General features: G+C 47.9%; 12 protein-coding genes and 1 tRNA gene. 9 read left to right on the forward strand and 4 right to left on the reverse strand.

The genetic code is table 11. The annotated features are described in order from the left end of the window. Positions 1 to 32: 32 nt before the first annotated feature. Positions 33 to 1415, reverse strand: a complete 1383-nt coding sequence (locus ACLJXE_RS05585) for an efflux transporter outer membrane subunit (protein ID WP_410750322.1) — start codon at positions 1413 to 1415, stop codon at positions 33 to 35. A gap of 182 nt (positions 1416 to 1597) precedes the next feature. Between ACLJXE_RS05585 and cusR the strand changes: the two genes are divergently transcribed. The 4 genes from cusR (at position 1598) to ACLJXE_RS05605 (ending at position 4963) form a co-directional block, all read left to right on the forward strand. Beyond that, positions 1598 to 2281, forward strand: coding sequence for a copper response regulator transcription factor CusR (gene cusR, locus ACLJXE_RS05590; protein WP_040232623.1), 684 nt, complete (start codon positions 1598 to 1600; stop codon positions 2279 to 2281). Continuing rightward, complete coding sequence (locus ACLJXE_RS05595) at positions 2271 to 3722, forward strand: Cu(+)/Ag(+) sensor histidine kinase (RefSeq protein ID WP_286628439.1); 1452 nt, start codon at positions 2271 to 2273, stop codon at positions 3720 to 3722. Before cusR ends, ACLJXE_RS05595 begins: the two co-directional genes overlap by 11 nt. Positions 3723 to 3866: 144 nt before the next feature. Next, complete coding sequence (locus ACLJXE_RS05600) at positions 3867 to 4076, forward strand: hypothetical protein (protein ID WP_410750469.1); 210 nt, start codon at positions 3867 to 3869, stop codon at positions 4074 to 4076. A gap of 83 nt (positions 4077 to 4159) precedes the next feature. After that, positions 4160 to 4963 carry an MBL fold metallo-hydrolase gene (locus tag ACLJXE_RS05605; protein ID WP_410750323.1) on the forward strand — a complete coding sequence of 268 codons (804 nt, stop codon included), beginning with the start codon at positions 4160 to 4162 and terminating at the stop codon, positions 4961 to 4963. 65 nt (positions 4964 to 5028) lie between these two features. Here ACLJXE_RS05605 and ACLJXE_RS05610 read toward each other — a convergent pair whose 3' ends face one another. Continuing rightward, positions 5029 to 7473 (reverse strand): trimethylamine-N-oxide reductase 2, encoded by a 2445-nt coding sequence (locus ACLJXE_RS05610; RefSeq protein WP_286628441.1) that lies wholly within the window; start codon positions 7471 to 7473, stop codon positions 5029 to 5031. Positions 7474 to 7493: 20 nt separating this feature from the next. Next, positions 7494 to 8588 (reverse strand): NapC/NirT family cytochrome c, encoded by a 1095-nt coding sequence (locus ACLJXE_RS05615; protein WP_410750324.1) that lies wholly within the window; start codon positions 8586 to 8588, stop codon positions 7494 to 7496. 529 nt (positions 8589 to 9117) lie between these two features. Here ACLJXE_RS05615 and uspF point away from each other — a divergent pair. Continuing rightward, a complete protein-coding gene (gene uspF / locus ACLJXE_RS05620; RefSeq protein ID WP_061067464.1) occupies positions 9118 to 9546 on the forward strand; it encodes a universal stress protein UspF in 429 nt (142 codons plus the stop codon). A gap of 148 nt (positions 9547 to 9694) precedes the next feature. On the opposite strand, the gene ACLJXE_RS05625 is transcribed toward uspF, so the two are convergent. Continuing rightward, a tRNA-Arg gene (locus ACLJXE_RS05625) sits at positions 9695 to 9771 on the reverse strand. Positions 9772 to 10025: 254 nt separating this feature from the next. Between ACLJXE_RS05625 and fimW the strand changes: the two genes are divergently transcribed. The 4 genes from fimW to fimZ all read left to right on the forward strand — a co-directional run bounded on the left by fimW (position 10026) and on the right by fimZ (position 13483). Continuing rightward, entirely contained in the window at positions 10026 to 10619 is a 594-nt protein-coding gene (gene fimW, locus ACLJXE_RS05630) for a fimbria biosynthesis transcriptional regulator FimW (protein WP_410750325.1), read from the forward strand. 8 nt (positions 10620 to 10627) lie between these two features. Continuing rightward, a complete protein-coding gene (locus tag ACLJXE_RS05635) occupies positions 10628 to 11515 on the forward strand; it encodes an EAL domain-containing protein (RefSeq protein ID WP_410750326.1) in 888 nt (295 codons plus the stop codon). A gap of 23 nt (positions 11516 to 11538) precedes the next feature. Continuing rightward, complete coding sequence (locus ACLJXE_RS05640) at positions 11539 to 12261, forward strand: fimbriae Y protein (RefSeq protein WP_410750470.1); 723 nt, start codon at positions 11539 to 11541, stop codon at positions 12259 to 12261. A 589-nt stretch (positions 12262 to 12850) separates the two neighbouring features. Then, complete coding sequence (fimZ, locus tag ACLJXE_RS05645) at positions 12851 to 13483, forward strand: fimbria biosynthesis transcriptional regulator FimZ (protein WP_271441957.1); 633 nt, start codon at positions 12851 to 12853, stop codon at positions 13481 to 13483. Positions 13484 to 13517: the final 34 nt, after the last annotated feature.

A 13517-nucleotide genomic window follows, 5' to 3' on the forward strand; every position in this document is an offset into this window, starting at 1 on the left:
GCAATATACTCCTGAGAATTTAAGATTAAAGATCATTCAACCCAGCCACCGCCTAAGGCAGCAAACAGCTTAATTTCATTAACCTGTTGGGCATAGTTAAGGTCGAGCAACGATTGCTGTGTAGTGAATAAAGAACGCTCGGCGTCCAATACTTCGATATAACTAACAGCACCATTTTGATAGAGTGCACGAGCGCGTTGCAGCGTGATTTGTAATGAGTCCAGATAACGCTGTTGACCGGTAATTTGATCGGCAAGGCTTTGACGCAACACCAGCGCATCCGCAACTTCTTTAAATGCGTTCTGAATTTTCTGCTCGTAATTCACCACCGATTGCTGCTGGCGGATTTCTGCTAAATCGAGATTTGACTGATTACGTCCAGCGTTAAAGATCGGAATGTCTATTTTCGGGACAAAATTCCACATGCCGCTGGCCGCATTAAAGAGACTGGAAAGATCGCCACTGCTGCTGGATACAGAGCTGGTCAGCGTAATCGATGGGAAAAACGCCGCTCGCGCAGCGCCAATATTGGCGTTCGCCGCCAGCAATCCATGTTCGGCTTCCATAATATCCGGACGCTGCAATAATATTTGCGATGGGAGTGCGGGGGGCAGTGTCACGGGTTTTATATCACCGCGACTGCGCACACGGTCGTTCGGTAATTTCCCGTACGTCCCCAACAATAATTGCAGTGCGTTGTTCGCCTGCGCCAGTTCACCTTGACGTTTAGCAATATCGCTGCGTGTGCTTTCAATCACGCCGCGAGCCTGTTCCAGTGCCAGCACGTTCGTACTGCCGGTCATCAACTGTTTCTCGACAAACGCATAAGAGCGCTGGTAGTTTTGCAACGTTTCTTCGGCAATTTGCAGTTGCGCGTAAGCCAGACGCTGATTGAAATAGCTTTGCGCCACGTTAGAAATTAATGAAATATGCACTATTCGACGCGCTTCTTCACTGGCGAAAAAATTCTGCCGATCGGCTTCACTCATATTTTTCAGTCGTCCAAAGAAATCCAGATCGAAACTGAGATTCAGTCCCGCTTCAAATTCCCGGTTGGTGCTGCTATCACCTTTTAATTTCCCACTATAGGTACCGCTGGAACCGGCGTTAAGCTGCGGGTAACGATCGGCATCCGTCACACCATATTGCGCTTTCGCTTCCTGAACCTTCAGTACCGCCATGCGTAAATCACGGTTATTGACCAGCGCCTCACCAATCAACGCCTTCACCTGGGAGTCAACAAAAAAGGTACGCCAGCCCGTATCCTGATATCCCATCGGGGCTGAAACCAGCGTGTTCTGACTTAAGGAGAATTGCTGCGGAACCGGCAATGCAGGACGCTGATAGTCCGGAGCCAACGAGCAGCCAGCCAGAACAAAAATAGCGCTGAGGGTAAGAAGCTTACATTTGTACATAGTTCTTCTCGTCCAGACCGGACTGATAACCATAAAAGATGTGTGAATTTATACCTGAATGACTCTGTTTAACCGGTGACAGGAAAATGACAAAACTGTCATTTTCCCAATAACCGATTGCTATCCGATCCGCCTTCTCTAGAATTGAAAATCCGCACAGCCAGTGCGTGATGGAGAATGTCATGAAGATTTTGATTGTCGAAGATGAAAAAAAAACCGGCGAATACCTGACGAAAGGCCTGACGGAAGCGGGTTTTGTTGTGGATTTGGCGGACAACGGTCTGAACGGATACCACCTGGCGATGACCGGTGATTATGACCTGCTCATTCTCGACATCATGCTGCCCGATGTAAACGGCTGGGATATCGTGCGAATGCTGCGCACCGCCAACAAAGGCATGCCCATTCTGCTTCTCACCGCACTGGGTACCATTGAGCATCGGGTTAAAGGTCTGGAGCTGGGGGCTGATGATTATTTGGTTAAACCGTTTGCCTTTGCAGAATTGCTGGCGCGGGTCAGAACGCTGCTGCGACGCGGAGCCGCGGTCATTGTCGAAAGTCAGTTTCAGGTCGCGGATTTAATGGTCGATCTGGTCAGCAGAAAAGTCACCCGCAACGGAACACGCATCACCCTGACCAGTAAAGAGTTTACGCTGCTTGAATTTTTCCTGCGTCATCAGGGAGAAGTATTGCCGCGTTCACTGATTGCCTCTCAGGTCTGGGATATGAATTTTGACAGCGACACCAATGCGATTGACGTCGCCGTGAAGCGTCTGCGGGCCAAAATCGATAATGACTTTGAGCCGAAACTGATTCAGACCGTGCGTGGTGTAGGGTACATGCTTGAGGTGCCGGATGGCCACTAAACGATTACAGCGCCCTTTTTCGCTGGCAACACGGTTAACCTTTTTTATCAGCCTGGCGACTATCGCCTCATTTTTCGCTTTCGCATGGATAATGATCCACTCGGTGAAAGTCCATTTCGCAGAGCAGGATATCAATGATTTAAAAGAGATCAGCGCGACGCTGGAGCGTATTATTAACCACCCGAACGAACCGGAATCGCGTCGGCTGGAAACACTAAAAAACGTAGTTTCGGGTTATTCTAACGTCATTATTTCTCTGGAAGATGCCAATCAGAGGGCCATTTTCCATTCACCTGATGCGCCAGACCTTCGTCAGTTTATCGCCACGGCAACGCCGGATAAAAATGCCCATACCCGTAATGTCTTTTTAATTTCCGGCCCAACACTGCAAACATCAGAACATGCACACGGTAAAAATGCGTCCTCCAACTGGCGAATGATTCGTTTACCCATTGGGCAGTTGCCAGACGGGAAACCGGCATATACGTTGTTTATGGCATTATCGATCGATTTTCATCTGCACTACATTAACGATTTGAAAAACAAGCTGATCATGACAGCATCGTTAATTAGCATGATGATTGTTTTTATCGTGCTGTTCGCCGTCTATAAAGGCCATGAACCGATCCGTAATGTCAGTCGGCGTATCCAAAATATCACCTCTAAAGATCTCGATGTTCGCCTGGACCCGCAGGCCGTGCCTATTGAGCTTGAGCAACTGGTCGAGTCGTTTAATCACATGATCGAACGAATCGAAGATGTGTTTAAACGTCAGTCCAATTTTTCTGCAGATATTGCTCACGAGATCCGCACACCCATCACCAACCTGGTGACGCAAACAGAAATTGCCCTCAGTCATCCCCGCAGCACGAAAGAGCTGGAAGATGTGCTCTACTCTAATCTCGAAGAGTTTGGGCGCATGTCGAAGATGGTGAGTGATATGTTGTTTCTGGCACAGGCAGACAATAACCAGCTGATCCCGGAAAAAACAGCGCTGAATCTTGCGGATGAAGTCAGTAAAGTGTTCGACTTTTTCGAAGCCTGGGCGGAAGAACGCGAAGTCAGCCTGCGCTTTGAAGGTCGGGCATGCTGGGTTTCTGGCGACCCGTTAATGTTACGCCGGGCAATGAGCAACCTGCTCTCTAACGCGATGCGCTATACGCCAAAAGGCGAGTCTGTCACCGTGCGAGTGAAAGAGGCTGATGATCTCGTGCATATTATTGTGGAAAATCCCGGTACGCCAATAGCCGCGGAACATCTGCCACGACTCTTTGACCGGTTTTATCGCGTCGATCCCTCACGACAGCGTAAAGGCGAAGGTAGCGGTATTGGCCTGGCGATAGTGAAATCGATTGTGATTGCCCACCAGGGCAAGGTCTCCGTAACATCCGACGCGCGCGCTACCCGCTTTATTCTGACATTACCCAAGTATGCCGCTTAATTATTATTGATGGCGCTAATGCGCCATCAATTAAACCTCATATTAATATTATTATTCTCTGACATAACCGTCATAATCCTGTCACGTCGCTGACTGTCCTCGCTCTTTATAATCTCTTCCGTAAACCCATACAGGAGAAATATGATGAATAAGATGTCCTCTTTTTTCGCTATCGCATTTTTTATCTCTGCTGGCGTTAATGCAGCAGAAACATCACCCCATGCACAGTCATTTTCACAAATGAGTGAACATGAAAAAGCAGTGGTAGTACATCAGTCGATGAATAATGGTCATTCCTATGCCCATGAACAGCAGGCGGAAAAACACCGCGCACAGGCAAACTGTGCGCGGTAACAGATAACGCTAAAGAGCGCTGCGATCACAGCGCTCACAAAAGCCCTGAGCTACAGTATGTCCTTTTAATACTGGAGTCAGATGTGGCTTTAACCCTCACGGTATTGCTTGAAAACCGGCGCGCTGCGAGTGCAGATAAATCATTACGGGCAAAGCCTGGACTGAGTCTGTTAGTTCAGGATAAAACCACCACCATATTGTTTGATACCGGGCCGGATGACAGCTTCATACTTAACGCCGCGCAAATGGGGGTTGATTTATCGCAGCTTGACGCCGTGGTGCTTTCGCATGGCCATTACGATCATTGTGGCGGCGTGCCGTGGCTTGCGGATAACAGTCGTGTCATTTGCCATCCTCAAATCGCCTGTGAGCGTTACGCCTCAATAACTCTTGCGGGAACGCCGCGAAAAATAAAAAAACTCTCCCGCGATAACGACTACTCTCGACTCATTATGGAATACACCCGTAAACCGTTGGTTATTAGCGATCGATTTTTATGGTCCGGGGAAATTAGCGTTCCCACTCCGCAGGCCTATGGCGTTATTAGTGAGGAAACACCTCAACCGGATTACATCAGCGATGAAGGTGTCTTGATTTATAAATCTGAGCGCGGATTAGTCATTATTACCGGCTGCGGACATCGGGGAATTGAGAATATCGTACGCCATTGCCAGAATATCACCGGTGTTAACAAAATTTACGCCCTCATCGGTGGGTTCCATTTGCGCGCAGCTTCCCCCGCTAAACTATGGCGGACGCGAAAATTTATTAAGCAACAGCAACCGGAAAAGCTGCTCGGCTGCCATTGCACCGGTTCATGGGGACGCTTGTGGCTACCGGGAACTGCCGCCCCGGCAACGGGAGATATAATTGTTCTGGAAGAGTAACGACAGTAAAAGTTGCTAAAACAGAAAAAAACGGGAGCCTTTCGGTTCCCGTTTATCAGTCACCATTACATAGTGACGATTTCAGGCTCATCAAAAACAGTGAGTTTTGGCGCTTCACCGGTGAATTTTTCTGCATATACCAGACTGGTATTCCCCGCACAGCCATTCGCCAGCCTTGACGTCGGGATATCCGCCGTCAGCACGTTCGCGCCACCATTTTTGCAGATGCCGTTTTCAATATCCGGCCATGCACCTTCATGGATACAGATGATTCCCGGTTTGATACCGTCACTGACGTGCGCGCCAACAAGCACCTGTCCACGCGCATTCCATACGCGAACCAGATCGCCCTCGGCAATACCTCTGGCTTTCGCATCATCCGGGTGAATTGTTACCGGCTCCCGATTAGCAATCGCGTACTCTTTGCGCAATGACGCGTAGTTCAACTGACTGTGCAGACGATGTGCCGGGTGCGCCGTCAGTAGCTGCAGCTGATCCTTATCCGCCGTTCCTTTCCACTCATCCGGTTCAATCCACGACGCATGCGGCGGGCAGTCTTTGTACTGATAGCCTTCAATCGTTTTCGAGTAGATTTCAATCTTGCCACTCGGCGTTCCGAGCGCATTCATCACCGGATCGCTGCGGAATTCCGCGTAGCGCACATATTTGTTGTTCTTTTCATTCTCACGCATTTCAATCAGTTTGTTCTGCTGCCAGAACGCATTGAACTGAGGCATGGCGACGCGCTGGGCACGGGCGGCTTTTTGCGCAACATCATAGAACTGCTTCAGCCACGCCATTTCATCTTTGCCTTCGGTGTAGACCGCTTTCCCGCCCGGCTTGAGCATCTCAGACAGATCGGCAAATACATCAAAGTCGCTACGTGCTTCAAACTGCGGCGCGATAACCTGCTTCATCGGCACCAGATGCTGGTTACTGTAGTCACCGGTCATGGTCAGATCGTTGCGTTCGAACGACGTGGTGATCGGCAGAACAATATCGGCGTGTTTGGCCGCTGCGGTCCAGTAGCACTCAGAGATGACAACCAGTTCAGGCTTCTGCCAGGCTTTGATTAAGCGGTTGGTATCCTGATGATGGGTAAAGTTAGCGCCGCCCGCCCACCAGATCATTTTGATATCCGGGAAAGTTTGCTCTTTACCGTTATGCTGATATTTGCCGCCAGGGTTTTCCAGTGCTTCAACAATTCGCGCTACCGGCAGGCTGGTCACTGCATCGGAAACCGCCCAGTCGTTGCCCGCTGATGACCCACCTTCAATTTTGGCGGAGATTGCTGGCAATACCCCACCGGTGCGCGTTGGGTTACCGCCGTTAGAATAGTGATACGAGAACCCGAAGCCGCCGCCTTCGGTACCAATTTGCCCCAGCATCGCCGCCAGCGTCACCAGCATCCAGTGTTTTTGCTCACCGTATTGCTGGCGCTGAATCCCCCAACCCGCCATGAGCATCGTTTTATTACTGGAGAAAATTTCCGCCAACTTCTCCAGTTGCTCAGCAGGCACGCCGCACACGCCGGAAGCCCACTCGGCGGTTTTCTCTATTTTGTCGCTCTTGCCGAGCAAATACTCTTCAAACTGCGGGTATCCGGTGGTGTATTTTTCCAGGAAAGCTTTATCGTGGAGATTTTTCTTCACCAGCGTATGGGCGATCCCCAGCATCATCGCCACATCGGTCCCCATATGTGGCGCAATCCAGGTGGCATTATCACCAAAGAATTCGATGGTTTCCGAACGCATCGGATCGATGGCAATGACGCTTTTGCCTGATTTCTTCAGCAGATTAAAGTATTCGATCCCCTGTTCATCCGTGCTGCTCCAGGCAATCTTGAGAGTATTGAGCGGGTTCATCCCCCACAACACCACAACCTGACTGTGCTCAAGCACCATCGGCCAGGTGGTTTGCTGCTCATAGACCTCAACCGATCCCACAACGTAAGGCATGATCACCTGCGCGGCACCGGTTGAATAATCTCCGGTATGACCAGCGTAGCCACCCGCCATGCTCATATAGCGTTGCAGTAAGGTTTGCGCTTTATGCAGAACGCCGCTGGAGCGCCAGCCATATGAACCGGCAAATATCGAAGCCGGGCCATAGCTGCTACGGATCCGGCTATGCTGCTCATGAATGAGCTTCAGCGCCTGCTCCCAGCTAACCCGCACAAAGGGATCGTTTCCACGTTTTCCATCCGCTTTACCCGGGTTTTCAAGATAGCTTTTGCGCACCATCGGATATTTTACGCGGATATTGGTGTGGACCTGATCCGGTGCGGTTTGTTGTAGCGAGTTCGGTACCGTTTTAGGCAACGCGCCTTTTGAGGAAACCACTTTGCCGTCTTTTACTTCCACGTATACCGCGCCCCAACGCGCTGCCGTCAGGATCGCCCCGCCATTTTGACCTTCGGCCCAGGCCGGCATTGGGATCACCGAAGAAATCGCCATTGTCCCGGTTGCCGCGCCTGCCGTCTTGATAAAGTCACGTCTTGTGAGTTTCATGATTTCTCCTGATTAATCTCTTATTTATTCATGTCTTTCGCGTTGTACTGGAAGTAACGGCTCAGGATATCCAGTTCGTTTTCACTGATATTGGTTCGAGCGCCCATCCCTTTCGCCACTGAAGGCCAGGCGTTGAGCGTGAAATGATTCGCCGGAATTGGCGCATGGCAGCCCGCGCAGTACACATTGTCGAGTTTGCGCGCGTAATCCCACATAGGCTCACGGCTGGCGAGGGCCGAACCGCTCCATTCGCCCTGCAACACGACATCTCGCCACGCATTGCCGTAATCATCTTTTTTCCAGTCGGAGAGAATCTTCAGCGACTGCTGACCTTTTTCACTCAGGCTGGCAAGAATCAAACGCTGTCCTGCCGCGTAGTAAATGACCTGTTCACTTCCCTGCATCTGGCTACCACGAATCTCGACCAGACGCGTGTTGTCCGTTGTTTTCAGAACCTGCATTTGTGTTGCCGGGTAAACGGTTCCCAGATCGCCCAACGCGGTGTTGCTTACGGCATAAATCTCAGTTGCCGAGGCCGGTGTAGAGGCTGACTGCGCTTCAAGCCCTTTGAGCGCGCTGTCATCCATTTTGATTTCAGGTGGGAAGTGGGCGACCCCTTTGTGGCAATCAATACAGGTTTGCTTTTCTGCAATGCCCATTTTGTGCATTTTCTGGGCATCCGCGCTTTGTGCGGTAAGGTCCATCGCGTCCATGCTGTGACAGCTTCGACAGGTCGCAGAATCACTTGCCTTAAGCTGGGCCCAGACGGTTTGCGCCATCTCCAGACGGTGTTCTTCAAATTTTTCCGGGGTATCAATCTTTTTGGTTATGAACTGATGGTAAACATCTTTTGAGGCCCGCAGCTTAGCCACCAGGTAGTCCAGGCCCCCTTGCGGGATATGACAGTCCGCGCACTCTGCGCGAATACCTTTCTGGTTCTGGAAGTGAACCGAACCGGTATATTCCTCATAGGGTGCCTGCATCGTATGGCAAGACAAACAGAATTCCGTGCTCGAGGTTTTATGCAATGTCCATTGCCCGGCCAACACAATAATGGCACCCAGAACAATGCACAGCAGCATCGTCCAGAGGATGGTTTTATTTATTTTTCTCATTTTTTATTCCCGCAAGACAAATACCCTTTTATAGGTAGACAATAATTATCCGAAAGCGGCTGTTTATTGATATTCATCAACTGAAGAGAGAAATGAGAATCAGCATGCGGGTAAGTTTGAAGGGACTCGCATATTTAATGAGAACGAAATGAAAATAACAAATTTAGTTTAAAATCAGAATGTTAATCGGAAACCAAGGTTTATTAATCTACTGGCAATAGAAATATCAGAATAAAAGATGGGTAAGTTGCATAGCGGCGCTAAAATTAATCCCTTAGCAACACCGTTATATAATTAAATATACAATGAAAAGAGATAAAAAACGACTTCTTTTCTATTTCACGATCGCGAGTGTTAAAGAAAATATCTTTCTTGCAGTTTTGCTCAGGCATACATTCCCGCCAGCACTTGCGGCACATACCTTTCATTGAAACACATTTATGCACGTAACCTTGATCTGGTCACTTATTATACAGAAACAACTTTCGCTACACTCAGGGTAGAGGTCAACAAACAGGAGGTAGTGAATATGTATCGCTCAATTCTGGTGCCCATTGATATCTCTGAAGCCGATTTAACCCGCCATGTTATTCCGCAGGTTGAAGCGCATGCAAAAACCGCTAAGGTCCATTTTTTAGCGGTCATTCCTACCGTTCCGTTCTACGCATCACTCGGGCTTGCCTACTCCAACGAGTTCCCGGACAGAAGTGGTATACAGGCGAAAGCCACCGAAAAGCTCGACGACATTGTTAAGCAATTCAATATCCCCGCTGGCAGAACTCAGACCCATGTGGTTTATGGCCCACCGAAAGATCAGATCCTTAAACTGGCAGATGCCGTGGACGCCGAATTGATCGTCATTGCATCCCATAAGCCAGGTTTCAGCACCTATCTGTTGGGGTCAACCGCCGCAGCTGTAGTACGTCATGCCAAATGCCCCGTGCTTGTTGTGCGGTGATATTGGTTAGAAAAACAGGAAAACGGGAGCGATCAGGCTCCCGTTTTTATATCCCCAAAACGCTGCAGAAAAAGTTAAATTCAGAGCTGCTGATGTAGACGTTATGCCTGCAGGAATAAGACCGTGCCGAGAGGATATTTTATCGAAATGGTACGCCCTGTAGGATTCGAACCTACGACCTACGGCTTAGAAGGCCGTTGCTCTATCCAACTGAGCTAAGGGCGCATAGAGAAGTGATGACTTCATGCAGATGAAACGCGTGAATTATACGGTCAGCGCCTGCTGAGTCAATGCCTTTTGTTCCGGTTGCTGACGAAGTGTACGAATGTTGTTTTTTCTGGTCGTTCATGGGGTTCCAGGAAATCACCTGGTAACAACTCAGCCGGCATAATGCGGGATTTAAGGTTACAAGTATTTAGAAAATTAATGATTTTGCTTAACATCCCCCAACCACTTCCCTGCAGTTCAGGACCTCGTCAATGTTAAGTATCGCTATCAAGGAAGAAAATAGTCATTTCGAACATGGGCTGAAAATCATCATCTCCCGCCTGGCAAATCAGTGGCGTCAGAACATCTGCTTTTTACCAACCGAAGATATCGATTGTGCAGACATCGCCTTTATTTCGCTGGATGACGATTGGCTCAGTGCAGGATGTTATCAGGTTCCCGTCCACACCAGACGCCAACATCGGGTTATCATCTGCAACGGAGGCGATAAAGATAAGCTGATGTTTCGCCCCTGCCTGTATATGCTGCCGCTGATCTATCGGGAAGATAATGTGGAAGCGATAACCCAAAAATTGATCCTGATTCTGCAAAAACGCGCGCTCCGCCACAGTGTGCCTGCAACCGTCTGCCATTTCTGTACCACTCGCAACTTTTCGGTAGAGGAACGCCAGTTCTTAATGCTACTTGCCAGCGGTAACACGCTCGCTGAAACAGCACATCGTCTCTCCATCAGCGATATACAGGCCAGAGCAACTCGCCGCCGCATTATGAAAAAGCTGGATGTGAAAAATGATCAGCAATTTTTAAGGTATATCAGGGCACACCTGAGTTTTCTGCAACAGTAGAGTGGGTCTTGCTGTCGGGCATTTTATTGAGAAATGTCTCATCATCAATTAAGTATTGGCACCTACTGTACCTAACCGCATGCTGCCAGAATACCCTATGTATATTATTTCCGGGGAAACAAATAGACGCACTCGGTAATATTTGCGCTGACGCCAGGGGGGATATCGTGGCACCGAGCCTGTTATTATGGAATGATAAATCTGAGCGCTCTGTCTTTACCGCCAAAAACAGCGATGCAGACCCCCTGCAATTCGCACTTAAATTCGAGCCCATTGTCGATTTGTCTACCGCGTTGAGATACGGTTGTGAGGTCCTCACACATCTTCCCGCGAATATAAACAGTGAAAAATATTTTCACCAACTGTCGGTTCAGCACCGACTGCATCTGTTTTATCAGCAAATTGACAAAATTAAGTGCTATCCACAGGGTCTGCGTTACTCATTGAATTTACCGATGCAAGCCTTCCTGAGTTGGCCGTTATTCCATTCTTTGATTACGCCCTCTCCGTCCAGCTTGATTATCGAAATACAAGATCCAAATACGTTTTATTCTTTAAGTACACCTCAGCGGGCGATCGTCTATGGCGTAATTCAACATCTTGAAAACCATGGTATTCCAATATGGCTGGATGACGTCAATGAGCAACTGCTGGGCGCATTCAGCGCAGCCAACTGGCATTTGTCAGGGGTAAAGTTGGATAAAAATACGTTCTGGACACTGAGTCATGTGCCGGAAAAACTCCGCCAGGTTATTCAGATGGGGCGCGCAATCGCCGGCCTGGTGGTAGTTGAAGGAATCGAAACGCAGAAACAGCAGGAAATTGCCCTGCTCGCTGGCGCAAATTTGGGTCAGGGATATTTGTGGCCAGCAATTTATCCAGAGCAGGCGCAATAGATACGGACAGGGAAAAAGGAAGGATGCGCAGTGTAAAACGCCGGGAACGGCATCGCCGTTTACGAAACGCCCACTGTACCTGGCAATATGATCACTGTGCACCGCAAGAATTTGACAGAATTGAGTATCTGGCTCAAAAACTTGATTACACATTACCGGATGACACGATATCTCAAGCAATCATCACAACAGACAACTATCTCGGCTACACGCTAAATCGCTATTTATTTTCTGGTACACACACGGCCATCTTCCAGACGATTGAATCGGCCCTACCACTGTTGAAGGCGTCTGAAGTTAGTCAGTTAGTGGTTGATATGGATGGTGCCTCAAGCTCATATTTCGATGTTCTGGAATATCTTCGCCGACTCATTAAAGAGCAGAGTAATATTCAAATTTTCATATTACTTCCCCGTCGCCACGAAGCGCTCAGGCACTTTATTGCGATGGCTGGGCCATTTGATATCCTGCCGCGCCGCCAGCGCCTCCCGGAGATGCGCCATGCTTTATTATCTATGGCGCAGGATCATATTCACTCAGGGTACATAAATCAGGCTGACTGGGCGATGATCTCATTACTCTTGCAAGGTAAATCATTAAAGAAGATTGCTCTCCTGCAGGCCCAACCCTATCACCGCATTATCTATCGCCTGAACCAACTGATCACACGGCTGGGGTTACCACATCGCCAACATTTTTTGCATCTGATACATCTCCTGAGCGTTACCTCTCCCCATTTAATTTAACACCCTAAGCCTCTGTGATATAAGAATTTATAGGAAATTACTTATTTTCAACTGAGAAAACGAATGTAATTTTTACAAACATTTAATATTTACAACTATTCCTGGTATTATATGTCGCACGGGTATCCTGCTTTAGCCGACAGATTCAGTACATTTCGACAAAAAAGAATTGCATCGCCGCCTTAACAAAACCTAAACAATTAGCCCATTGTGTCGTTTTTACTATTTAAAAAATTTTTTCAATCTGCCATAATTCAAACAGCAGGAGATTAATATCAATAGTCATTACCATACCCTGGTCTTTCAGGATATCCTAACAGACATTATGAACTTACGTGCTGTAAGCCTTTTCCGAAAGTGCAGAGCAGGTATAATCCTCACTGTTTTCTGATTAATTGTAAGTTTTCCCTGGTGTGAAATGGATATTCCACAAACTCATTGTTCTGACGTAGAACAACCGAATAAACAAGGATGATATAATATTTATTCGGTTCTTCTTCCAGAGCAATCCTTGGCTATTTGACAATATTATAACGCCTGATGTTTTATCAAAATCGCAAGATACACAAACAGTTTGAGGCATACAACAATGAAACCAGCATCCGTTATCATTATGGACGAACACCCTATTGTCAGAATGTCGATAGAAGTACTGCTCGAAAAGAATAGTAATATTCAGGTTGTTCTGGAAACCGACGACAGCCGCACGGCAATAGATCATCTGCGGACCTATCCAGTCGATTTGGTCATTCTGGATATTGAGCTACCTGGCTCCGATGGGTTTACATTACTCAAGAGAATAAAATCTCTGCAGGAAAAAACTCGGGTGTTGTTTCTATCCTCAAAGTCCGAATCATTTTATGCCGGACGGGCGATCCGTGCCGGAGCCAATGGTTTCGTCAGTAAACGAAAGGATCTCAATGATATCTATAACGCGGTAAAAATGATTTTATCAGGATATTCATTTTTCCCATCAGACACGCTTAATTTTATTAATAATATTAATATACGTAAAGGCATGCTGAATGACATGCCATTATCGAATCGCGAGGTTACGGTTTTACGTTATCTGGCGAATGGGTTATCTAATAAAGAAATTGCTGAGCAACTTTTATTGAGTAATAAAACAATCAGTGCTCACAAAGCTAACATCTATTCCAAGCTCGGACTACATACCATTGTTGAGCTAATCGATTATGCAAAGATGCATGAATTAATGTGATCGCACTCCCGGCGAGGTGTCGTTCGGGAGTGAA

This window comes from Citrobacter sp. U14242 (assembly GCF_046555775.1).
Taxonomy (GTDB): domain Bacteria; phylum Pseudomonadota; class Gammaproteobacteria; order Enterobacterales; family Enterobacteriaceae; genus Citrobacter.